Genomic DNA, 23724 nt, shown 5'->3' with positions numbered 1-23724 from the left:
AATTAGGATGAATCCTTGAGAGATATCGCGAAGACGCTGAACCTCTGGAAGAAGCACCTCGGATCCGTGCCCGAGTACGTCTGGGAGCAACGCGAACTTGAAGCCCTGATCCTCGCCGACAACGACCTCTCTTCGATCCCTGAGCAGATCGGACAGCTCCAAGAGCTCCGCATGATTGATCTGGGTCACAACCAGCTCACACAGGTTCCCGCATCCCTCGGGCAGCTGCCTCACCTGGCCGACTTTCTTTACCTGCACGACAATCGTCTCGCCTCGCTGCCAGCTGCATTCGCAGGGCTGACGCGGCTGCGCTACTTGAACATCAGCAACAACGCCTTCGGGACGTTCCCTGAATGCATCAGCAGCATGGCAAGCCTCATCGAACTCCGGGTCACAGACAATGCCATTGCCTCACTGCCTGAGTCGTTTGGGCAGCTCTCCCAACTGCGCGAGCTTCACCTCAGGAACAACAAGCTGACCAGGCTGCCTGACGCAATCTCGGCGCTACGCGAACTCCGCCAACTCGATCTCCGTGGAAACCCGATTGAGCATCTGCCCGCCTCGATCGCTGAACTGCCGCGACTGGAGAAACTCGATCTCCGCTGGGTCAACGACTTCGTGTTTCCAGAGTGGATCGCCACACTGGAAGCGCGAGGCTGCGCCGTTTACTACTAGAGCAGCGTCCCCGCTACGACAGCCTTCGGCAGCTTCTCCAGCGCCTGAGGCAACTTGGTATAAATCCCGCCAAAACCACCGTTCGACAGAATCGCCACCACATCTCCGGCGCGCACTCGCGGCGTAATCTCCGCCACAATCGCATCGGCATCGGCACACAGCACTGCAGGAACCTGTCTCGCGTTCAACGCGTCAACAACATGCTCCGGCTCCAGTCGCTCCAACACCGGAATCGCATCGCTCTTGAAGACTCCCGCCAGCACCACTTCATCCGCCAGAGAGAGACTCTCAACCAGCTCACGCTCGAAGACGTTGCGACGTAGCGTATTGGAACGCGGTTCGAGCACAGCCCACAATCGCCGCCCGGCATAGGCGCTCTTCAGCGCCCGCAAGGTTTCGCGAATGGCAGTCGGATGATGCGCAAAGTCGTCAATCACCGTCACACCAGCCACCTCGGCCCGCACCTCGAGCCGCCGCTTCACACTCTTAAAGGTAGCCAGCGCTTCGACGATTGCCTCCACAGGAATCCCCTGCCCTGCGGCCAGCGCAGCTGCAGCCGTGGCGTTCAATGCGTTATGTTCGCCGGCCATCGGCAGCCGCAGCTTCGCAAACTCTACTCCACCTCGCAGCAGCGTCCAGGTAGTGACGACGCCCTCGTGCTTCATATCGACAGCCTGCCAATACGAATCTTCCTTGAAGCCATAGCGTTCCACTGCGCAGAAGGCCTTCGCCGCACACTCGGTCACGTTTTCGCTGCCATCGAAAGCCAGCAGCCGCCCGCGCCGAGGGATGAGGTTCACCATGCGTTTGAAGGCCGTCTTGACCGCATTCAAGTCCGTATAGATGTCCGCATGATCGAACTCCACATGCGTCAGGATGGCGGCATCGGGAAAGTAGTGCAAAAACTTCGGCCCCTTGTCGAAGAACGCCGTGTCATACTCATCGCCTTCAAGGATGAAGGGTCGCGTGCCTTCTTGAACCCTGAAGCTCGTGCCAAAGTTCTCCGCCACACCTCCGATCAAAAACGAAGGTGTCCATCTTGCAGTGCCATCTTCCCTAATCCCTAATCCCTGTTCCCTAATCCCTGCCGTCTCATAGATCCACGCCAGCATGCTCGTCGTGGTCGTCTTGCCGTGCGTTCCGCAGACGACCAGGGACTCGCGATCCTGCAGAAACTCATCGTGAATCAAGGCAGCCATCGACGTCATGGGAATCCGCTCATCCAGCACGCGCTCCAGCTCCGGATTGCCGCGCGAGATCGCATTGCCGACCACCACCAGGTCCGGCCTCGGATCGAGATTCTTCTCGCTGTAGGGCTCCATGATGGGAATCCCCATCGCCCGCAGTTGATCGCTCATCGGCGGATACGCCGCCATATCCGAACCCGTGACACGATGTCCCTGCGCCCGCAGCATCCCTGCCAGCGATGCCATCGCCGTTCCACACACCCCAATCAAATGCACATGCTTTGCCATCGTCAGCCCGCCACTTCCTTCATCTCAGCTTCCTTCATCGCGACCCAGGCTCCTAGCGGAACAGAACGGTTCCGCGTCGACACGTGGCCGCTTTGCAGGCCGATCGTAATGGGGCCCTCAAAATCACGCAGGGCATGGACGCACGCAGCCTCCAGCAACTCCATCTCGTTCGGCTGAACGTTCGCGCTCATATCGCCCAGCACGACGCCCCGCACATTCTTCATCATGCCCGCAAACTTCAGGTGCTGCAGCATCCGGTCCCATTGGTACGGCTTGGTCCCGATATCTTCCACGAACAACACGGTAGGTTCTTCGAGCTTCAACGACCACGGCGTTCCCAACCCTGCTTCGAGGATCGCCAGGCATCCCCCCAGTAACCGCCCTTCAGCACTGCCGTTACGCAGAACACGCAATCCATCCTCTGCACCCACGTTCCACGCGCCATGGCCTTCGATCGCGGCACGCCATGTGCGCTCGTCCACACCGTCGTCCTTCGACCAGTCCGCCGCAACCATCGGAGCATAGAACGTGCGCATGCCGCACTCATTCCAGAACCACGTATGCAAAGACGTATGGTCGCTGTATCCCACAAACACCTTGGGATTCGCGCAAATCAGTTCACGATCCAGCAGAGGCAAAAGCTCCGCCGATCCCCAGCCACCACGCGTACAGAGAACTCCCTCAATCGAGGCATCCGCAAAAGCCGCATGCAGATCAGCCACGCGCTGCTCTGCAGTTCCCGCATAGTACAGCGGCCCGCGCGCCAGAGCGTGGGGCATCACCACCGGCTCATAGCCAAACCCGCGGAGCCGCTCAACGCCACTCTCCACAAGCTCCGCCTTCGCCGCCGACGCAGGCGAAACCACGGCAACACGACTTCCCTGTCTCAACAGCATAGGAAACTCGCCGCTCGGAACTCGACTCTCGAAACTGAAAGCACCAAAATCTCTCTCACCCGCCAAACTCCACTTCGCCCTTGCAGATGATCTCCGCCGGCCCCGTAAGCATCATCTCGCTCGTACTGTCCCGCCAGACCACCCGTTGCGTCCCACCCTGCGCCACAGCCGCTAATTCACGAGCAACAGCACGTAGAGTCATCGCCGCGGACGACGATGCGCAGGTCCCCGTTCCTGACGAAGTTGTGGGTCCGCAGCCGCGCTCATAGATACGAAACTCAATCTGGTCCTGTGCCAATACACGAACGAACTCGACATTCGTTCCAAACTTGAACAGAGGATCGACGCTGATCTTTGCGCCCAGTTCCTGCCAGCTCATGCCATGGCTGCTAAAGTCTTCGCTATCTGGAAAGATGACATAGTGCGGATTCCCAACATTCACCATGGCGCCTTCGATGACACCATTGACGCCTGCAATTTCAATAGCCCTCGGCATCACGCGAGGCACACCCATCGCACTTTCAATCCACCACTCCGCGCCCTTGCGTTCAATCAGACGGCAGGTCCTTATCCCTCCGTGAGTGCCCAGAGCGACCTCCTGCCGCCCCTCGCTCGCCGCCAGCCATGCCGCAACACAGCGCGTACCATTGCCACTCAACTCGGCTTCGCTGCCATCCGCATTGAACAATCGCAGGAAGAACGAACCATCTGCTCGACGGTCGAGAAATTCAATGCCGTCCGCCCCGATACCTGTATTGCGAGCACAGAGCTTCTGCGCCATCGATGCATGCTTTCCTTTGGCCTCTCGTTCTTCGATCACCAGAAAATCATTACCGCACGCATGCGCCTTCACAAACCCAATCCCGCTCACTCTTCCTCCGTATCTCGAAACACTGCCACCTGGTCGGTCGCATCACTCGCTCGCAATTCTTTCAGCAGACGATCGTGCGTGCGGCGAGTCGCCACGACCGTAAAGGCAACCCGCTCTATGCCGGCCACGTTATCGCGCTCCAGCACCGACAATCGCTGTCCTGCCGAGTCCAGCACCTTCAAGATCGCACGCTGCATCCGATGCAAGGCGGACGCAACATCCTCTGCCAGTGCCTCGGCTTTATCCTCCCCTACAATCGCCCGAGGCAAAGCGGACCCTACATCCGCGCGTACCTCATAGATCATCGGATAGCGCTTCCATCCCAACTTGCTCTCCACCGCACCCACAGCCTGCAGCGAGATCAGCACCAACACTGTAGCGATCAGGGCCTCGATGTACAGCCCGGCCCCGCAGGTCATGCCGATCGCAGCCACCACGAACACCGTCGCGGCACTCGTCAATCCGAGCACACGATTCTTCGTGTGCAGAATCAGACCCGCGCCCAGGAACCCAACGCCCTGCACGATATTGGCGGCCACCTGCCCATGGTTCGCCGTGGAATCCCCTGCCAGCACCACGCTCATGATCGTGAACAGTGCCGACCCCATGCAGATCAACAGGTTCGTGCGCAGGCCTGAGTCCTTGTGCCGCCACTCCCGCTCGATGCCCACAATGCCGCCCATCGCGCATGCCATCAGCAGTCGCTTGGTCGCGGCCCCCGAAAGGATCATCTGCTCGAACGTCGAGAAATGGATGTGGCTCGGATCTACCATCGGGTCAGGATACTACTCTGACGGCGTCGATGGACGTACCCTGTGTGAGTCGTCCCGTTGATGGTTGAACTACTTCGCGCCCGCGCTCCATACAGTCGAGTGATACACCTTCGTGCAGGGCTGGCCTGTCGTGCAGATCACCTCAAGCTCGGTCAATCCCTGCGGATGCGCTTTCACCGCCGCTTCCACCGGATCACCCTCCATCGCGAAGATGTAGTCAGCCTTCCCCGCCGGATCGGCCAGCGCCGCCTGCCAGGAGTCGTTGTCGTTCTCGCTGACCATGCTGCGCAGTGTCCGTCCAGCAACCTGAACGACGCCGATATGCGCCGAGGTCGACATCATGATGGGGACATCCGGAGGCAGCTCTTCGATCACGATCGCCAGTTGCTTTTCAAACGGGACACGTGTCGTCGCATTCACAATGCCCTCTTTGAGCACCGGGGGGATGCGATAGACCATCACGGCGCAATTAACCGCACAAAGCAGCAACGCCACAGGCTGCCAGAGCTGTGCACTGGTTTTCAGCTTTCCTTCGGTCTTCGTGTGCAGCCACACATCCAGCCTCTCCGCCGCCAGCACCGCATAAAGGCTCAGCGCGGGCAACATCTCCATGCCATAGCGAGCGTTGTAATAGGAGTGCGGCCAGAGCTGAGGAATGAAGATCGGCACCGAACCGTAGGCAACCGAGTAAATATAAAACGGCAGCGGCACCCACAGCAGCAGAGCAACGGACTCCGCCAAGCTCCGGGCTTCCGCAGTCGCACGCCTCTTCCAAGTCAGCCAGAGACCATAGATCGCGGCCAGCATCAGCCCAAATCCCGTCTCCCATGCCGCAGCATCGATCTGTGCCGTGCGCGTATAAAACAGCGCTGCCCAGCCGACGTTATGCCAGCCGCGATAGTGCTGCCCCGGAGGCGCGGTCCTGCGTTCAATCTGTTTCGCCGAGTACGGCCCACGCAGGAAGTCTAGCCAGTCATGCTCGAAGTGATGGTTGTACCAGAACCAGGCCAGCGGCCCCGCAACGCACATTGCAGTAAAGACCAGGAACACCGGCATCACACGCTGCCGAAGCGATTCCTCGCTGCGCCAGACCGCAACCGCAAACCAGCACCATACGGCTGAGCCAACGATCCAGCCATCGTAGCGTGTAAACACCTGCCCCAGGATCAGCAGTCCTGCCACCACCATGCGGATGCGAGCCACCCCCACCTGCCCCGCACGCAAAGCCGCGATACCCTCCATCGTTACCACGACGGTCCACACCAGCAGCCCAAGAAACACCGTCTCGGTCATCGCGGTCGTAGCAAGGTACAGCAGGTTCGGATTGAGGGCGTAGAACGCCGTTGCCACCAGCGCCCAGCGCGGACGCAGCATCCGGCGGCCCAGCCGCCACATGCCCGCAACGCTGGCCGCATAGCTCAGGACCGACATCGGCACCGCAGCCATGCCGCTCTGCCACATCGACATCTTGCCGATGAACGGCAGCATCAGCAGATGCGGCAACGGCAGCCAAACACCGCCCAACTGCGCCAGGCCCGGATAGCGCGCGTCTACGATCCGCCGCGCAATTCCCAGGTGCGCGACAGCATCGCCATAGAGCAGCAGATAGCCCTTCGCATAGCAAACCATCAGCGCGAAGAAACCCAAGATGATTCCCGTCGTAAACAGGGCATACGTCTCCCCGCGAACGACCGGCTGCACCGCCTCGGGGTTATATCCGGGCGCCTGTTCCAGCCAAAATCGCCGCCGCTCTATCTTCCTTGCAAACGGCTCTCGACGGGCTCTCTTCACAGGTGAGATATCTCCTTCAAGTGCGCGAAGCGCTCTTCGATCTCAGCTTTTGTCGTCTTCTGCAGACGCTCCGTACCGAACTGCTCCACGGCGAATGAACCCATGACGCTGCCATAGAACATCGCCGTGCGAAATACCTCCGGCGTCAACGTCTTCTGCGAAGCGATATAACCGTAGAACCCGCCCGCAAACGAGTCGCCTGCGCCGGTCGGATCCATCACCTCGCCCAGCGGCATCGTCGGCGAACGGAAGGGCCGCCGCGCTACGCCATCACCAAAGCTCCGAGCGCTGAAGTAGGCGGTTGCGCCATACTCTCCATGCTTTACGATCAACGACTTCGGCCCCAGCTCCATGATCTTCTCGGCCGCACGCAGCCCATTCGACTCTCCGCTCAGCATCCGAGCTTCGCCATCATTGATCAGCAGGACATCCAGCTCGCGCAGCACCTTCAACAGATTCTCGCGATGGGCTCCGATCCAGTAGTTCATCGTGTCGCCCGCCACCATCTTCACACGGGGCATCTGCGACCGCACCTGTGCCTGCAGCACAGGATCGATGTTCGCGAGAAAGAGATAGTCCGAATCCTCGTAGCTCGTCGGAATCTTCGGCGAGAACTCCGCAAATACATTCAGGTCCGTCGCCAGCGTATCCGCTGCATTCAGGTCCTTCACATAACTGCCCGTCCAGTGAAAGCTCAAACCTGGAGCGCGCTCGATGCCCGTCGTATCCACGCCCTTGGACGTCAACACCGCCTCGTGCGCAGGAAGAAAGTCTTCCCCCACCACGCCGACGACACGCACATCGGTAAAGAAACTTGCCGCCAAGGCAAAGTGCGTCGCCGCACCGCCCAGTACCCGCTCGCGCTTGCCGCTGGGCGTCTCCAGAGAATCGAACGCCACCGAACCTACAACTAGAATCGCCAAATCTTCTCCCTCAAATCACCATGCAATCCCAGCGAAAAGTATCCCTCTTCGCTCAATCCCTCATGGCTCTTAGCTGTTCAAATTCCCAAAGCCCGCAGGGCTACCAATACTTCCCAAACAGCACATCCAGCTTCGCCTTCGTCTCCGCCGGAATAACCGCCTTATCGGTCATGATCGCGAACTTCGCTGCCGTCTGTGCGGGACTTGCGCTCAGATCCGAGGGCATCAATCGCACGGCAGCCTTCACGACCTTCTGCCCGTTGCCGGAGTTCTGATGCATCACTGCAATCACCTGCTCGATGGTCACATCGTCGTGGCCTTCGCGCCAGCAATCGTAGTCCGTCACCATCGCCAGAGTCGCATAGCTAATCTCAGCCTCGCGGGCGAGCTTCGCCTCCTGCAGGTTGGTCATGCCGATGATATCCGCACCCCACGAGCGATACAGGTTAGACTCCGCGCGTGTCGAGAACTGCGGCCCTTCCATGCACACATACGTGCCGCCCTTCTTGCCGACGACGCCTACCTCTTCGCAAGCCTTCACGAACACATCGCTCACGATCGGGCATATCGGGTCGCCAAAGCCCACATGGCCTACAACCCCATTGCCAAAGAACGTCGCCGTGCGGTCGAACGTACGGTCGATGAACTGATCGGGAATCACAAAGTCCGTAGGCTTGTGCTCTTCTTTCAGGCTGCCTACCGCGCTCACGCTCAGGATGCTCGTCACACCCAGCTTCTTCATCGCGTAGATGTTGGCCTTGAAGTTCAGCTCACTTGGCAGAATGCGATGGCCCTTGCCATGCCGTGCCAGAAAGGCAACGTTGCGGCCTTCGAGCTTACCAAGGACAAATGGGTCGCTGGGGTCTCCGAACGGTGTCTCGACACGTTCTTCGCGTACTTCCGTAAGTCCTGCCATGCCATACAAACCGCTGCCACCGATAATTCCAATCTCTGCCTTCGACAAACCCTGTCTCCTACAATCAAAATCAGCGTACTAGTGCCTTGGAAAGTATACCGTCCACACTATTTTCCGAAGCTGTAAGACACTTTGTACATCACGTTATCCGTTCCAGGATTGTCTTGAGCCGTGTCCCAATTGGAAAAGTGATGCACACGACATTCCACCGCAATCGACTTCGTCTTCGAACGAAAAACCTCTACACCCGCCCCCACATCGATGAGGAAGTTGAAGGACTCCGCATCGGAAACAGGCACCGGTCGGCTCGTATACATGTACCCGAGCGTTCCGATGAGAAACGGCTGTATTTTGTGCCGCGTCCTCATCGAGTATTTAAAGCCCACCGGAGAAAAGCCCTCTCCAAAGGTCCATTGCCGGCCGCAAGTAGTGTTATAGGTCTCTGTCCCGCCTGGGAAAATACTCTTCCCAGAACCAGGTTGGCATGGAGATACCACCGTAGCGGTCTGAATCTCAGAGGCCGGAGATGGCAAACTGATTCCCGAAGGGGTGAACTGGTACCTGTTGATCTGTAAAGGATCGCTTTCAAACATCACCGGACGCAGTTCAGCTTGATAGCTCAGGTCGGTTCCCCAAAATCGCACAACACGCCGCGTATACGCAAAGCCCAGATCGGCAAGTTTTCTCTGCCGCGCCGCGCCCGCAACGATATGGCTTGAGGTATTGGAGTACTCCGCGAAAACAGTCCACGTGTTCTTCCTGCTGAATGCGCCTGTTTGTTGAGCGGATATGCTCCCTGCAAAGACTAAACAACCAAGAACCACTCCGCATACGCGAATTCGCATTCAATCCCCGGTTTCTTGAATTCTTTACTCAATCCCCAGCCCCTTGCAGATGCGATCCACCTTCGACTTCACCTCTGCCGGCATCGTCAGCATCTGCGGCCAGGGACGCGTAAACCCTTCCGCAGCCCACTTCCGCGTCGCGTCGATCCCCATCTTGCTGCCGAAGTTCGGCAGCCGCGACGCGTGGTCCAGCGAGTCCACCGGTCCCAGCGTGAACTGGATGTCACGCTCCGGATCGATGTTGTTCGTCACCCGCAGAGTCACCTCGGCTACGTCCTGCACATCGCAGTCTTCGTCGACGACGATCACGCACTTGGTGAACATCGCCTGCCCCATCGCCCAGATGCCGTTCATCACCTTGCGCGCCTGTCCCGCATAGCTCTTGCGGATACTCACGATCATCAGGTTGTGGAACACCCCCTCCGCCGGCAGGTTCACATCGACGATCTCCGGCAGCGTCAGCTTCATCAGCGGCAGGAAGATGCGCTCTACGGCCTTGCCCATCCACGCGTCCTCCATCGGAGGCTTGCCCACCACCGTCGCCGCATAGATCGGGTCCTTGCGATGCGTGATGCAGGTGATGTGAAAGACCGGGTACTCATCCTGCATCGTGTAAAAACCTGTGTGGTCGCCGAACGGCCCTTCGGTACGCAATTCACCCAACTCGACATAGCCTTCGAGCACGATCTCCGCCGTCGCCGGAACCTCGAGATCGACCGTCTCGCACTTCACAATCTCCAAAGCCTTCTGGCGCAGGAAGCCCGCGATCAGGTACTCCTCTACCTCAGGGGGTGCAGGCACAATCGCAGAAAACGTCGTCGCCGGATCGGTGCCGATGGCTACCGCCACCTCCATCCGCTCGCCGCGAATCTTCGTCAGCACGGTCTGAGGAACACTGCTGGTATCGACGGCCGCCGTCGTTCCACCTGCAGTCAGAGCCATGACATCGACAGCGCCCGCAGCATCCTGGGTCGCCCCACGCATGCGCTCGCGAAAGTGCTCCGCGGCAACCTTCTGGCGCTGCCAGTGCATGCCCGTGGTCTTTCCGTCATAGACCTGCATGCGATACATGCCGACGTTGCGCTTCCCTGACTTGGGATCACGCGTAACGACACAGGGCAGCGTAATAAATCGCCCACCATCCTGCGGCCAGGTCTGCAGCACCGGAAACTTCAGAACATCAACATCCGCACCCCGCAGAATGACTTCCTTGCACGGCGCATTCTTGGCCTCGATCCGCTTCGGAAAGAACCCTCCAACCTCTGCCAGCATCGGCAGCATCTTGAGCTTGTCCATGAAACCCGCGGGAGCAACCGGGTGCAGCAGCGTCTCGATGCGCTTGGCGATATCGTCCAGGTGATCGACCTCGAGCGCCATCTTCATCCGCCGCTCGCTCCCGAACTGGTTCATCAACACCTGCGTGCCCTTATAGCCGGTCACATTCTCGAACAACAGCGCCGGACCACCGGCCTTTGCAGTGCCCTTGCCGCTCTTGGACGCCCGATCGGCCAGCTCCGCCATCTCCAGGATCGGTGATACCTCCGCCTTGACGCGCGTCAACTCGCCCGCCCGATCCAGCGCCTTCAACCAATCCCGCAAGCTTTCGTATCCCAAAATCTTCTCCTGTTGTTACTGTTGCCTTCTTCACTTCCGAACCACGCCCTACAGCTTCAGAAAGATCTTCTTCCGCCATAACCACCAGTTCGGTAAAAAACAAATCACCACGAAGCTTACCGCGAATGCCAGCGATGTCCAGTTCGTCGATCCATTGCGCGCAAAAACTGACTCATAGATCACACCCCAGAGGTTGTTCTTATCGCCGTCCGAATCCGCAATCTTAAAGAACAGCAGCACCTTCACAAGGATGACCGATACCGTAAACGCTGCAATCGCATTGGACCCAAATACCAGCCAGGGCCAGCTCGAAATGCGCAGCCAGCGCGGCCAGGGCTGAGGCCGATCGTCGATCAGCCACGAACAGCCAGCAAGCGCCAGGGCCGTCCATCCCGCCATGAGCAGCACAAAGCTTGAAGTCCAAAGGTTCTTGTTGATCGGAAACCATCGCGACCAGAGAACTCCTGCGGCGACTCCAGCCACTCCCATCGCCGCCAGTCCAATGCGCATCCGGCGCATTCCGTTCACCACGCGCTGGCCGTTGATCATCCACATCCCAGCCAAAGCCCCCAGCAGCGTCGTAGCCACTGCGGGCAGCGTGCTCAGCAGGCCTTCAGGGTCTCGCGTCTTGCGATACAGCGTGCCTGTATGCAGCCACCGCAGCGACCAGGAGCTCACCCCGCGGTCTATCCACGAGGCCAGGTTTGCGTTCTGGTCCATAAACGGAATGTCCCGCATCGGCGTCCCCAGTCCCGGCACAGGGACCCACCGCAGCAGCACCCAGTAGCCCACCAGGAGGAACGCAACGATCGCAATCAGCACACGCACCCGTCGCGTCGCCAGAAGCACCAGGCTCGCCAGCAGGTAGCACAGCGCGATACGCGGCAGTACGCCAAACCAGCGGATGGTCCAGTGCATTCGCGGAAAGAAGGCCAGCACCCAGTACAGCGCAAGAATCTTTCCCGCGCGCGCAAAGATATGCCCGGCAAGCGTGCCCTTGCAGTTCCCCCGTGCAATACGCGCTTGCAGCGAGAAGATGATCGACGCACCCATCAGGAACAGAAACGCCGGAAAGACCATGTCGGTCAGCGTCCAGCCGTTCCAGGCAGCATGGTCCAGCTGCCCGAAGATATGGTCCCAATCGCCCGGATCGTTGACCAGGATCATCAGCGCAATCGTGATGCCGCGAAGCACGTCTACCGACAGCACCCGTCCCGGCTTCGAAACCGTTCTCTCTGTTTGCGAAACTGTTTGCGAAACCGTCTGCGTAATAGCCATCTGTCCTATCATCTCGCGAACACCCTGCCCCGTCACGGCGAACTCAAATCGCTTCCTCTTCAGATGCAAGGGGAACATCAAGCTTCACAGCGGTGTCTAAGCCAGTAATCGCATTCCTCGCCTGGATGCGCCATCGATCTCACATCGGGGTGCCGCCATGTTTGAAGGATCTCTCGTCGAATCCACCACACGTTTAAAAGCCCGCAATCGCTGGCCCACCGTGATCTCGGTTGCCATTCAGGCAGCCATCGCCGCCACCATCATCGCAGTGCCGCTGCTCCACCCGGAGGCCATCAAGCTGCGCGCGCCCATGATGACGCTCATCGCGCCGCCGCCGCGCCCACCTCAACCCCCGCCGCCTCCGCCTCGTCCCCGGGTTCGCATGGAAAGCGCATCCAGTTCCCCCATGTCGGCACCCACGGCACCCGCCACAAATGCGCCTTCAGGGGTCACTCGCACCTTCATAGAAAGCACCTCCCCCAGCAACGCTCCGACTGCCAACCCACTGGGCCTTGGCATGGGCGCCCCCAGTCAGCCTTTCAGCCTGGACCCCGGCGGCAGTTCCTCTCCACATGTCGTCGTAGCGACTCCAAAAACGGGAGGTGGCGGCCCCACGCATATCTCCTCGGGAGTCTCAAGCGGCATGCTGCTCGCGCCCATCCGCCCTGACTACCCGCAGATCGCGAAGCTCTCCCATACCGAAGGCACGGTCATCATACAGGCGGTCATCTCCAGGACCGGCCACATCGAAAGCGCTCACGTCGTCAGCGGCCCGGCCATGCTTCAGGCTGCGGCTCTTGAAGCCGTCCGCGCAGCCCATTACCGCCCGTATCTGCTGAACAACCAACCCACCGAGGTCGAAACCACGTTCAGCATCTCTTTTAAAATCAGTGGCTAAAACGGCCTTTAAAGTAGGTTGTCAGTTCTCCGTTGTCAGGAAAGACACTGAAAATGGAGAACTGACACCTGATAACTGCTCTATTTAGACCAGCTCGATAATCTCTAACGGAAAGCCAGCATCCTTCCATCCCTGCAGGCCACCACGCAGCGGCCTCACCCGCCGCACACCCATGCGACGTAGCTCCATCGCCACCTTGGCGCTGGTCTCCTCGCTCGGACACGTGCAATAAAGCACGATATCGCGATCGCGCGGGATCATCATGCTGCGTTCCTTCAACTGATCGGGCCCAATCCGCAGGGCACCGGGCAGCACGCGGGGATCGGGCAGCAGGTCGAGCGGATGCCGCAGGTCTACGATGAACGGAAGCTCCTTACCCTCCCGCTTGGCATCGTCGATCATAGCCAGCAACTGGGTCGGCTCCAGCCGAAGTCCGCGCAGCTCTGTGACAAATTGACGCCGTTTTACCAACCGGTAAACTACGACGCCAATCACCATCAATACCACCAGCAGGCCGGCAAAGTGTCCCAGCGCGGCGAAGAAATCGCTGCTGCGCTTGGCCAGATCGCCGAAGAAGCGTCCGGCAAACAGCCACACGCTCGCCCAGATCAGCGTACCGGCCATGTCGTAGATAACAAAGGTCGGATAGGGAATCTTTGCCTGTCCCACAATCGGAGCGGCCATCGTGCTCAGGCCGGGGACGAACTTCGCAAACAGCAGCGTGAAGGCGCCGCGCTTGGTCACCGACCCCTGCGTCCTGCTCACGCAGGTTGCAGCCTCCAGCGAAAACCGGCACAGCAGATCCAGCACCTTGGTGCCGTAGCGCTTGCCCAGGAAGTACCACATGGAATCGGCAATCAGGCACGCCAGCATCACCACCGGCAGTGCATAGGCGACATGCACCTTATGGGCAGCGCTCATGGTTCCCGCAGCCAGCATCAGAGGAATACTGGGAATCGGCAGGCCGGCCTGCTCCACAAATACCCAGCCAAAGATCACCGAGTACGTGTGACGCAGCAGCAAGCCCATCATCCAAGTCATAAGTGTTCCCTTCCAAGCAATATAAACTTACTTGTTCTGATGCTAAGTAGATGTTCGCAAACCTTGCGAGTCGCATAAAGAAAAAAAGGCCCGGATTGCTCCGGGCCATTGTCTCTTCTCGTCTTGTTTTTTGGACGGCTCAACGTTTCGTCCGTTAGCAACCAGCAGTCGATTATTGTTTTACCGTTACATCCGGTGTGACCGACATGCCAGGCCGTAGCGCGTGATCCTTATTTTCGGCTTCCAGGTTCGTAAAGTTGATACGAACCGGGATACGCTGCACAACCTTCACATAGTTGCCCGTCGCGTTCTCCGGCGGAAACAGGCTGAGCCGCGAGCCCGTGGCTCCGCCAATCTGCTGCAATTCGCCCTTGAACTTCCGTCCGCCGAGCGCATCCACCTTCAGATCGACCTCTTGCCCAACCTTCATCTGCTTGAGCTGGGTCTCCTTGAAGTTTGCCGTGACCCACAGGTTGTCCAGCGGAACTACCGTCAACAGATCCTGCCCAACGCTGAGGTTCTCGCCCACATCCACATTTTTCTTGCTGACGATACCCGAAATCGGGGCAACAATCTTCGTGTACCCAAGATTCAGCTGAGCCTGGTCGACCTTGGCCTGGGCCTGCGCCACCTCGGCGATCGCCGCCTGGATGCGTGCCTGCTGTGCCTTCACCTGGCCGGGAGCGTTCTGAGCGCTTTGTTGGGCCTGCGCCTGCGACTGCGCCACATGCTGCTGCGCGAAGCTTACCTGGTCCTGCTGGGCCTTGACCGAACGCTCCGCCTCAGCCAGCGCGGCCTTCGTCGCCGCAGCCTGCTGCACCGCAGCGTCGAACTGCTGCTTGGAGATCACGTCCTTGGCCACCAGCGGCGTGTAACGGTCCACATCCAGCTGGGCCTTCACCGCATTGGCCTGCGCCTGGTCCACACGAGACTGGGCTGCCGCCACATTGGCCTGGGCCTGTGACAGGGATGCCTGGCTTCCCAGAACATCCGACCCGGAGGTCGAAACGCTGGTACGCACATTCACGTGGGTGATGGGCAGGTTTACTCTCGCCTGCTCGAGGTCCGCCTGGGCACTGGCAAGGTTTGCATTGGCCTGGGCCAGGGCAACCTCAAAGTCCTTGGGATCTACCTCGGCAATCGGGTCGCCGGCCTTCACCAACTGGTTATCCGTGACGTCGACGTGTACCACCTGGCCGGCAACACGCGCACTGACCTGGTACAGGTCGCCATCGACCTGTGCGTCGTCGGTATCCTCGGTAAAGGTGGAGCGCCAGAAATAGAAGCCTGCAGCAATCGCCAGGATCAAGACCACGACCAGGACAATGCCCCTCTTTGACTTCTTAGGTGCCGGTTCCGCCTCAGGCGCGTTCTCTGCGCCCTGATTATTCTTTTGTTCGTTCTGATCGGCCACGCTTACTTCCCTCCCAGATAGTCTTTGTAGTTCGTCGACGCCACACCCAGCGCCCGTGCAAGCGAAAGCTTCGCAACATTGTGCTGGTAGAGCGCGCTGATGTATTGATCGTTCGCCTGCTCGTCCGCAGACAGGGCCTGCGACACCGGCAGGCTGTCTTCGACACCCGCTTTGAATCTTTGCTGCGCTTCGCTCAAAGCTTCGTGCGCGAGGTCCACATTGCTCTTGGTCGCCTCAACCAGCTTGGCCGAGGATTGGATGTCCAGAATCGCATCGCGAACATCCGCATTCACCTGCTGCACCTGGTCGGAGAGCTTCGCCTGCGTCTGATCGAACTGCGCCCCGGCAACCTCTTCCTGGCCGCGCGTCTTGGCAATCTGCAGGATCGGAGCCGATACCTGCCCCGTCGCCGTAAACGTTCCGTGCGAGTGACCCGGCGTCGTGCCCATATCGCCGTAGTCGCCACTGAAGCTCGCCGTGGGCAACTGGCTGTCAAACGCCGCCTTCTTGCTCGCCTGCGCCGCCTTCAACTGCTCGGCCATCGCTGCCAGATCTTTGCGCTGCTTCAGCGCCGCCTGAAAGGCAGTCTCGGGATCGGGAGTATCTAACGCCGCGAAGGGCTCCGTATTGGCCAGCTCGTACTTCTGCTCCAGCGGCAGGCCGATCGCCCGAGCCAGAGCCAGCTTGTCCTTGGCCAACTGGTTCGTCGTCGCAATCAGGTTTTGATCCTCGTTCTGATAGTCCACCTGGGCCCGCAGCACATCGAGCCTGGGACTCGTGCCCGCCTCATGCGCCGCGGTCGCCTGATCGAGCGATACCTTGGAGGTCGCCATATCCGCCTTCACGGCCTCGATACGGGCCGCGTCCGCGATGCACAGCAGATACGCATTGCCGACCGTCAGCACCACCAGGTCGCGGGCGTCCTGTGCGCTGAGCTTTGCCGCTTCAAAGTTATGCCTTGAGGAGATGTAGTTCTCGAGCGACTGCAGATCCACCAGCTTCTGCGTCAGATATGCCCGGAAATCCACCACCTGGAACGGTCCGATGATCGGGTTCAGCCCCGGAAACTTCAGGCCGTACGCCGCCAGGTTGATCTGCTGCACCTCGATCGAAGCCGAGCCCTTCACGGTCGGCAGAAGCTCCTGGAGCTGCTGCAAACGCTGTCCGTTGGCTGACTTTTCGTTGGAGGTCTGCAATACCAGCCCGAGGTTATTGCGCAACCCGCGCTGCATGGCATCGTCGAGCGTCAACTGCAATACGTCGCCCGTCGCCTTGTCACGAACGATACTGCCGCGAAAAGAGGAATCGGCCGCACTCGACGGGGTGACACTCGGCCCTGGCTGCGAAAGCTGCTGCTGCACCGCCGTCACCGACTGAATATTGCTGGATGAGTCAGTAGTGCTGCTGCCTCCGCTGCTCTGCGCCACTGCCGGCACACCTGCCACCGCCAGCAGAAGGGCGAGCGCATTGGGAAACGCACGCTTATTCACTTTGACCATATCTCTCATGCTAAATCGTTTACCACGCCCCGGTTATAAATCTTCCTGCCACCTGCCAGACGCAAAGACTATTCCTCGTAGACCTAAAGACTATTCCTAGTACTAGATGCACCCTCCCCCGGGATGTATGCAAAAGTTGCTGCGGAAATTGTAGGGAGAGGAAACAGGAAACGAGGAAACAGCCCTCTGGAAGGAATTGCCAGGGCTTGGATCAAATGCGGTCAGGTTGGCACATCACTGTACTTACAAACCTACCCCACGGCCTGTCATTTCGACCGACCAACGGGAGCGGAGAAATGACAGGCTTTGGCCGTGAGCTCATGAAATACAACCGGAGAACCGGGGCACTTCCTGATTCCTGTTTCCTTCTCGTACGATAGCCCCTATGAGCACTCCCTCCCCCGCCCCCATTCGGACCGCCGTCCTCGGCTTCGGTCTCGCCGGCAAGGTCTTCCATTGCCCCTTCGTCGCCGCGGTTCCCGGACTGGAGCTCACGGCCATCGTCCAGCGCTCCGGCGACACCGCAGCCGCCGCCTATCCCACCGCCCGCATCCTGCGCTCTCCCGAAGAGGCCTTTGCCGATCCCAGCATCGACCTCATCGTCGTCGGCACGCCCAACGAGACTCACTTCGACCTGGCCTCCCAGGCCCTGCAGGCCGGCAAGCACGTCGTCGTCGACAAGCCCCTCACCACCAGCGCCACTGCCGCCCGCACACTGATCGACCTCGCCAGGCAGTACGGCCGCATCCTCGCGCCCTTCCACAATCGCCGCTACGACACCGACTTCCTTACCATCAGCAAGCTGCATCGCGAAGGAACGCTGGGACGCATCACCCAGGTCGTGGCCCACTTCGACCGCTTTCGCCCCTTGCAACGTGCGGGCACATGGAAGGAGATTGGAGGCGACCCCAACGGTCTGCTCTTCGACCTCGGGCCGCATCTCGTCGATCAGGCGGTTGCACTCTTCGGACTTCCCGCGCGCATCACCGGCAGCGTCCGCACCGACCGGGACAAGACCGATATCGATGACGCCTTCGACATCGTCCTCGAATACGACGTCAAATCCGCCAACGGCGACACCCGCAGCCTGCGCTACGAGTGCCACGCCACCATGTTGGCAGCCAACGCCTCGCCCCGCTTCCGCGTACACGGAACGCTCGGCAGCTACACCAAACAGGGCCTCGATCCGCAGGAGTCTGCCCTGCTCGGCGGCGCCCGCCCGCCACAACTGGGAGCCCCGGAAGCCTGGCTGCCCGAACCCGAATCGGCCTGGGGCACGCTGGCCGTCGGAACGGACCTGAACGAGCCCATACAGATCGCCCGCAATCCCTATCCCAGCGTCACCGGCGACTACCGGCTGTTCTATGCCAACGTTCGAGACGCCATTCGCGGCGAAGCTCCGCTGGCCATCCCCTCCGAGGACGGCTTCCGCGTCATCCAGTTGCTGGAGCTGGCACGGCAGAGCAGCCACGAGCGGCGCACCCTGTCCGTTACCTTCGAATAATTGTCAGATTTTTGTCGGGAGCCCATTCATCGCACAGGATTGCCATGCGATGGGTGGGCTCGCGATAAACTAAATTCATTGTGAAGAATCAGAGCCAAAAGTCCCCGGTAAAGTTCATCATCGCAGGCGTGATCGTTCTGGCGACCGTCGCCTGGCTCGCCCTCTCCGCCTCAGGCGACTCCAAGCAGTACTACGTCACCATCGGCGAGCTGCAGCAGCTGGGCAACAGGGCCTACACCCGCCACCTGCGCGTGGCCGGCAACGTCCAGCCCGGCAGCATCAATCACGTCGGCACCAACGCCACCTTCACGCTGGTGGAACAGGGTAAGCTGCTGCGCGTGAACTACCAGGGCGCGGAGCCGCCACCTGACTCATTCAAGGATGATGCCCAGGCCCTCGCCATCGGCACCTATGGCCGCGACGGCGTCTTCCACGCGACCCAGCTCCAGGCCAAGTGCGCCAGCAAGTACGCCCCTGCCGCCAAGCCCAGCGCAGCCCCCACAGGGAACGTCGCAAAGCTCAACAACTAACCCATCCGTGACCAGTCTCCCCGCATCTGACGAAGCCGTCGTCCTTCATCGCGTCTCGCGCCTCTACGGCAACTTCGCCGCTCTCCGCGACGTCTCGCTGAGCCTTCCGGCCGGGGCCAGCGTCGTCCTGCTCGGAGAGAACGGCGCGGGTAAATCCACTCTACTGAAGCTCGTCGCCGGCCTCGCCACGCCGAGCTACGGCACGGTCTCGGTCTTCGGCGGAAAGCCAATCGATCAGCGCCACCGCGTCGCCACCATGAGCCACGCGACCATGCTGTACGACGAACTCACCGGCCTCGAGAATCTCCAATACTTCGCCAGCCTGCATGCCGACGAGGCTCCCCGCCCCCTCTCTCCGGAACAGGCGCTACGCGACGTAGGCCTGGACCCCGCGCTCCCGCGTCGCGTCGGCGATTACTCGCAGGGCATGCGTCAACGCGCCTCCCTGGCCCGCGTGCTCCTCACCGAGCCCGACCTGCTTCTGCTCGACGAACCCTTTTCCAATCTCGACGCCGCCTCAGCCCGCAGCATGGTCGAGCGCCTGCGAAACTACCTGGCTACACCTTCAGTCCACGGCACCCGGCGCACGCTGCTGCTCACCACGCATCAGCCGGAGCTCGCACACCCCCTGGCAAGCCTCGTCCTGACCCTCCGCGAAGGCCGCATCGCGGAGCGCGAAGAGATCTCGCAACTCGCTGCTCAAAACTCGTAACTCGTTCTCGAAACCCAATGCCACCGAAGCCCACCAAGACGAACGCCGCACGCCTGCTCGACTCCCTCGGCATCGCATACGAACTACGCCCATACGAAGTCGATCCCAACGATCTCACCGCGATCTCGGTCGCGCACAAGATCGGTCTGCCGCCCGAGCAGGTCTTCAAAACGCTACTCACCCATACCAGCGACAAGGAACACATCTTTGCCGTCATTCCCGGCGACAGCGAACTCGATCTCAAGAAACTCGCCGCCGCTGCTGGAGCACGCAACGCTGAATTGGCCGCATTAAAAGAAGTGGAACCGCTCACCGGCTACATCCGCGGCGGCGTAACAGTGCTCTCCGCAAAAAAGCCTTTTCGCGCCTTCGCCGACGAGACCATCGAACTCTTCGACATTCTCTCGATCTCCGCCGGGCAGCGCGGCCTGCAGCTTCTCATGAAGCCTGCGGACTACCTCCGCGCCACCAACGCCGAGCTGGCGGATCTCACCAAGACCTAACCAATACTGGTCAATTCGCAGCCAGAGGGCTTGGAATATCAGGCAGCTTGGGAGATTCGTTGGGGACATGCTCCACCGTCATATCTTCAAAGAGCATGTCAGGCACAACGTAGGTGATGAGATCCCCATGAGACAACAGCCCCGCGAGCGAGTTAGCCGCCACACGCTCGGTATACACAGTACGGTCCTTGGAGACGGCCAGAATATCCTTGAATGAGCTGGCCGTCACTTCGGCCACACGTGCGTCGCGGAGAGCCTCTTCATGGCCATCGGGGTACACGCGAGAGCACTCGGTCGCAATATTCCCAGAGAGTCGTCGAATAATGATGCCGAATTCGAGGTTCCGTGCCTTCAAAAGGTCGATGAGTTGCGTCTTGAGCTCATCCGTCGAAGCGGATTTTGTCGAGTTCAAAAAAAGATTGCCGGCAAGGATGCCGCGTTCCCGCATGTTTCCCGTACTCTGCAACATGCCGCGTACAGGCGCCCGTGAAGTAAGAAGCGTCTTCAGAAATCCATCCTGGATCAGAACAGTCTCCTGCGAAGGCGTCCCTTCTTCATCGAACTTGTAGTTCCCGAAGAGCGTATGCCCCTCCGCCTGCGTAAGCTGCGGATTGTCGACAACCGTGAGGAACTCCGGAAGGACTCGGCTGCCTACCTTATTGAGCATGCTGGAGGTCGAAGTGGTGTTAGCCCCAGTGAGCAATGCCAGGAGTGAACCGCCCTCCCCACCGGAGTGCATTCGAGAGGAAAGCAAAGGGGCAAAGTCATGCGCAAAGAGCTCCGCCGCGGACTGGCCTTCGAGCAGGACTGGGCCGTTGTAGCGCTTGGCTACATGCCCCTTTCGCCGCGCCGTTAGACGGTCGACGACGTCCTGCGAGCCCTGTACCAGGGCTGTTTCGGCTGGCAGTTCGGCAAGCGACCGTCCATAGACGGAGTAGGAATCTCTGAAGATTTCGCCGGTAACGTTCTGCATCGAAGCAGAGGACTGAAAGTAGAGCGTGGGAATCTGGCGAACGTACGTCGTGCCTTCGCTGTTGAGAAAATGCTCTGTCGTGTTGCTGACTTCGAACTGCGCCTCGGAGGCTTCAACGGAAGGCAGCGTACGAAAGACCGCGGATGCAATACGAACGAGATGCTCGGCGTCAGCAAGTTTTTCGTGGACCAGGGGAAGTGTCTCGGACTCCTGGTGCGGTGACGACTTGCTGAAATCCGGAACCTTTTCGTCCCTGTTTTTGTTCAATAGTGCTGCCTTCTTGGCAGAGAGATCTTCAACGGCCTTCTTGTAGGCGGAGTCCGTAGCCAGCCAGATCTTGCGGCGAAGCTCGTCGTAGCTATCGTCCACCGGCAGCACCGTGTTGCCGCTGGCGAGGGAGCCAAGCAGAGCGGCCAGGCCTCCCCCCGCTGGTGAGAAGTTGGTGTTGTCCAGGTCGTAGCTTCCTACCCGCACACTCACAGACAGAACACGGCTGCGACTCTCCGCGCTGGAGACGAGCGAACCGAGGCTGGCTCGGGCTTCGAGCGTATCGGCGTCGACGATCTTATAGGCGATGTAATAAGGGCCGTCCATCCCCTCGAGATGAAGCTGCTTCATGGAGCGCTGCATCTCGTCCCTCATGGCGCGGGTCTCGACGTCATCCTGCTGAGCACGCAGATGCGACGAGGCAAGAAGGAAGAGGCCGAGAACGAGCAGATGTCTCTTCATCTCGCACCTCCTTGTGCCGCCGCAAAGGGTACAGGCAGAATCGGCGGACGCTCCTGGGACTTCGCCTTCTTCTGGACCTCAATCTGGGAGATAAGGATGCCCGGGCCGCTGGCAGAGACCGGAACCTGTCCCGATTCCGCTCCGCAGATGCCGTTGAAGACGGCTTTCTCGTCATCGGCAGCCAGTATCTTGCTGAAGACCGTGAGCGGCGTGCCGACAAGATCCACGCCACGCACTAACTCTTCCCTGCCGTCTGGATAGATGCGATAGACCATGATGGGCTGTACATTGAACGCGTTGGGAATGGAACGGCCCGTAAGCGTAAATCCTCCCTGAATATCGTCGAAGTAGAGACCGAAGGGCTTATTCTGCTCCTTGATCTGGGCGATGAGCAGCTTCTTCAACTCCTCACGCGAAACGGGCTTCGAATTGACGATGACCAGGTTCGATTGACGCGCTACAGGCTCGAAGCCTGCCTGGGCCCGGCCATGTCCGTTTGAATTCGGAAACCCTTCAATCGGCGATCGTCCCATCAGGAAGTTTTCGAGAACTCCATCTTTCACCGATACCACGGGACGAGCCCTGACACCCTCGTCGTCAAAGGTGTAGGAGCCGACGAGATCCACCCCGCCATAACGTTTGATTGTCGGGTCGAAGTCGACAGAGAGAAAGCTCGGCAGCACCTGCTGGCCCACCATCTTCTTAAACGTCTGTCCTTCTGCCTCATTCTTCTGGCGATGCCCCTCGATCCGATGGCCGAAGACCTCATGAAAGAAGACGGCAGTCGCTCGGCCGGAGAGAATCGCAGGACCGGTGTAGGGATCGACGATAGGCGCGGCACGCAGAGCCTTGAGATCCGCAATCATCTTGTCCACGGCCTTCAGTACGGTGGCGTCGTCGGGAAGCCCTTGCGGAGTAAGCGCGGCGAAGGACTCATAGCGCGGAAGTTCCATGCCATCAGGAGCCTTTGAGGTGGCTTCGATGAAGAGACGATAGTAGGTCGTCGAAGTCTGGATCATGGAGCCATCACTGGAGACAAACCAGCGCGCCTCCTGATCGGCCGTGAGGATGGCGGTTGCGTTGAAGAGATCGCCATAGCGATGGAAAGGCGCTGTGTACTTGCGGGTCTTCTCCTCCCATAGCTTGCGGTCCACAGTCACCTCGGGGATGGGTTCAACCGCCTGCTCGGGCTTCTCGTGCGAGAAGTCGTCGGACTTATCTTCCTGCTCAACCTTGACCTGGTTGTTGGTCTGGACGGCAGACAGTTGCGTGAGGGCGCGCTTGTAGCGTTTGTCGGTTTCGATCCATAACGCGGAGCGGATAGGAAGCGGATCGTCATCGACAGGGATGACAACACTGGAGATACCGCTGGCTCCCAGGCTTGGGCCTTTGCCGCGGACCTGGTGGGTATTGTCGAGAGCATAATCGCCCACCCGGACGTCGATATGCGCGGTACGACGATGAGCTGAACCGCTATGCACCAGCGCCCCGAAGCTCGAGGAAACCGTCGCCGTATTCGAGTCGATGATCTCGTAGCTCAGGTAATAGGGGGCAACGGGTTGCTTCTTGAGCTCTGCGAAGTCCCGGTCGAGCTCCGTTTTAGCGGCGCTAAGCACCGGCGAAACACTGCCACTCCTCGCCGTCTGAGCGGTGCCGGTACAGGACAGGAAAGCAGCTACGAGGCACGGGCAGGAGATGGCGCGAAGCAGCGACAAAGTCTTCAAGTTTCCCTCAACAGTCCAACGATTGAGCGGCCATCATACCATCGTGTGATTAACGGATTTAGATCAGGAAACGCACCCGGAAACGGTCAGATCACAAGCCTTCCAACGCAATACGGCGGACCCGAAGGCCCGCCGCTGAT

The 23724-nt window shown here is 59.7% G+C and carries 21 protein-coding genes; 6 read left to right on the top strand and 15 right to left on the bottom strand.

What is annotated here, in order from left to right:
• Window positions 1-15 precede the first annotated feature (15 nt).
• Window positions 16-675 carry a leucine-rich repeat domain-containing protein gene (locus tag ACIX8_RS10670; protein WP_014265351.1) on the top strand — a complete coding sequence of 220 codons (660 nt, stop codon included), beginning with the start codon at window positions 16-18 and terminating at the stop codon, window positions 673-675.
• Here ACIX8_RS10670 and mpl read toward each other — a convergent pair.
• The 10 genes from mpl to ACIX8_RS10620 all read right to left on the bottom strand — a co-directional run bounded on the left by mpl (window position 672) and on the right by ACIX8_RS10620 (window position 12057).
• Window positions 672-2150, bottom strand: coding sequence for a UDP-N-acetylmuramate:L-alanyl-gamma-D-glutamyl-meso-diaminopimelate ligase (gene mpl, locus ACIX8_RS10665; protein ID WP_014265350.1), 1479 nt, complete (start codon window positions 2148-2150; stop codon window positions 672-674). The two genes, ACIX8_RS10670 and mpl, sit on opposite strands and share 4 nt — an antisense overlap.
• A 2-nt stretch (window positions 2151-2152) precedes the next feature.
• Window positions 2153-3046: a S66 peptidase family protein gene (locus tag ACIX8_RS10660; protein ID WP_014265349.1), complete on the bottom strand. Its 894-nt coding sequence runs from the start codon at window positions 3044-3046 to the stop codon at window positions 2153-2155.
• Between the two features lie 55 nt (window positions 3047-3101).
• Window positions 3102-3917 carry a diaminopimelate epimerase gene (dapF, locus tag ACIX8_RS10655; protein ID WP_014265348.1) on the bottom strand — a complete coding sequence of 272 codons (816 nt, stop codon included), beginning with the start codon at window positions 3915-3917 and terminating at the stop codon, window positions 3102-3104.
• Window positions 3914-4690 (bottom strand): MgtC/SapB family protein, encoded by a 777-nt coding sequence (locus ACIX8_RS10650; protein WP_014265347.1) that lies wholly within the window; start codon window positions 4688-4690, stop codon window positions 3914-3916. The genes dapF and ACIX8_RS10650 overlap by 4 nt, the downstream gene beginning before the upstream one ends.
• A gap of 69 nt (window positions 4691-4759) precedes the next feature.
• On the bottom strand, window positions 4760-6481 hold the full coding sequence (locus ACIX8_RS10645) for a hypothetical protein (RefSeq protein ID WP_014265346.1): 1722 nt from the start codon (window positions 6479-6481) through the stop codon (window positions 4760-4762).
• Window positions 6478-7404 (bottom strand): PfkB family carbohydrate kinase, encoded by a 927-nt coding sequence (locus tag ACIX8_RS10640; RefSeq protein ID WP_014265345.1) that lies wholly within the window; start codon window positions 7402-7404, stop codon window positions 6478-6480. The genes ACIX8_RS10645 and ACIX8_RS10640 overlap by 4 nt, the downstream gene beginning before the upstream one ends.
• Before the next feature lie 100 nt (window positions 7405-7504).
• On the bottom strand, window positions 7505-8368 hold the full coding sequence (mtnP, locus tag ACIX8_RS10635; RefSeq protein WP_014265344.1) for an S-methyl-5'-thioadenosine phosphorylase: 864 nt from the start codon (window positions 8366-8368) through the stop codon (window positions 7505-7507).
• A gap of 59 nt (window positions 8369-8427) precedes the next feature.
• Window positions 8428-9165, bottom strand: coding sequence for an acyloxyacyl hydrolase (locus ACIX8_RS10630; protein WP_014265343.1), 738 nt, complete (start codon window positions 9163-9165; stop codon window positions 8428-8430).
• Window positions 9166-9189: 24 nt separating this feature from the next.
• Complete coding sequence (locus ACIX8_RS10625; RefSeq protein WP_014265342.1) at window positions 9190-10779, bottom strand: UbiD family decarboxylase; 1590 nt, start codon at window positions 10777-10779, stop codon at window positions 9190-9192.
• A gap of 48 nt (window positions 10780-10827) precedes the next feature.
• On the bottom strand, window positions 10828-12057 hold the full coding sequence (locus tag ACIX8_RS10620; RefSeq protein WP_044178350.1) for an acyltransferase family protein: 1230 nt from the start codon (window positions 12055-12057) through the stop codon (window positions 10828-10830).
• A gap of 157 nt (window positions 12058-12214) precedes the next feature.
• Here ACIX8_RS10620 and ACIX8_RS10615 point away from each other — a divergent pair, with 157 nt between their 5' ends.
• Window positions 12215-12955 carry an energy transducer TonB gene (locus tag ACIX8_RS10615; RefSeq protein WP_014265340.1) on the top strand — a complete coding sequence of 247 codons (741 nt, stop codon included), beginning with the start codon at window positions 12215-12217 and terminating at the stop codon, window positions 12953-12955.
• A gap of 84 nt (window positions 12956-13039) precedes the next feature.
• On the opposite strand, the gene ACIX8_RS10610 is transcribed toward ACIX8_RS10615, so the two are convergent.
• From ACIX8_RS10610 to ACIX8_RS10600, 3 genes are all read right to left on the bottom strand, one after another.
• Window positions 13040-13996, bottom strand: coding sequence for a VTT domain-containing protein (locus ACIX8_RS10610; protein WP_014265339.1), 957 nt, complete (start codon window positions 13994-13996; stop codon window positions 13040-13042).
• A 172-nt stretch (window positions 13997-14168) separates the two neighbouring features.
• Entirely contained in the window at window positions 14169-15410 is a 1242-nt protein-coding gene (locus ACIX8_RS10605) for an HlyD family secretion protein (protein WP_014265338.1), read from the bottom strand.
• A 2-nt stretch (window positions 15411-15412) separates the two neighbouring features.
• A complete protein-coding gene (locus tag ACIX8_RS10600; RefSeq protein ID WP_014265337.1) occupies window positions 15413-16909 on the bottom strand; it encodes a TolC family protein in 1497 nt (498 codons plus the stop codon).
• A gap of 385 nt (window positions 16910-17294) precedes the next feature.
• Between ACIX8_RS10600 and ACIX8_RS10595 the strand changes: the two genes are divergently transcribed.
• The 4 genes from ACIX8_RS10595 (at window position 17295) to ybaK (ending at window position 20158) form a co-directional block, all read left to right on the top strand.
• Window positions 17295-18413 carry a Gfo/Idh/MocA family oxidoreductase gene (locus ACIX8_RS10595; protein WP_014265336.1) on the top strand — a complete coding sequence of 373 codons (1119 nt, stop codon included), beginning with the start codon at window positions 17295-17297 and terminating at the stop codon, window positions 18411-18413.
• Between the two features lie 80 nt (window positions 18414-18493).
• A complete protein-coding gene (locus ACIX8_RS10590) occupies window positions 18494-18943 on the top strand; it encodes a cytochrome c maturation protein CcmE (RefSeq protein WP_014265335.1) in 450 nt (149 codons plus the stop codon).
• Window positions 18944-18950: 7 nt separating this feature from the next.
• Window positions 18951-19655, top strand: a complete 705-nt coding sequence (locus ACIX8_RS10585; RefSeq protein ID WP_014265334.1) for an ATP-binding cassette domain-containing protein — start codon at window positions 18951-18953, stop codon at window positions 19653-19655.
• A gap of 17 nt (window positions 19656-19672) precedes the next feature.
• Window positions 19673-20158 carry a Cys-tRNA(Pro) deacylase gene (ybaK, locus tag ACIX8_RS10580; RefSeq protein ID WP_014265333.1) on the top strand — a complete coding sequence of 162 codons (486 nt, stop codon included), beginning with the start codon at window positions 19673-19675 and terminating at the stop codon, window positions 20156-20158.
• A 10-nt stretch (window positions 20159-20168) separates the two neighbouring features.
• On the opposite strand, the gene ACIX8_RS10575 is transcribed toward ybaK, so the two are convergent.
• Window positions 20169-21860 (bottom strand): metallopeptidase TldD-related protein, encoded by a 1692-nt coding sequence (locus ACIX8_RS10575; protein ID WP_014265332.1) that lies wholly within the window; start codon window positions 21858-21860, stop codon window positions 20169-20171.
• Window positions 21857-23584 (bottom strand): TldD/PmbA family protein, encoded by a 1728-nt coding sequence (locus ACIX8_RS10570; protein WP_014265331.1) that lies wholly within the window; start codon window positions 23582-23584, stop codon window positions 21857-21859. The genes ACIX8_RS10575 and ACIX8_RS10570 overlap by 4 nt, the downstream gene beginning before the upstream one ends.
• Between the last annotated feature and the right edge of the window lie 140 nt (window positions 23585-23724).

Origin of the sequence: Granulicella mallensis MP5ACTX8, from assembly GCF_000178955.2 — a bacterium.
In the GTDB taxonomy this organism is placed as follows: domain Bacteria; phylum Acidobacteriota; class Terriglobia; order Terriglobales; family Acidobacteriaceae; genus Granulicella; species Granulicella mallensis.
Note: the sequence above shows the minus strand (reverse complement) of the source record. Positions and strands in the feature narration are given on the sequence as shown.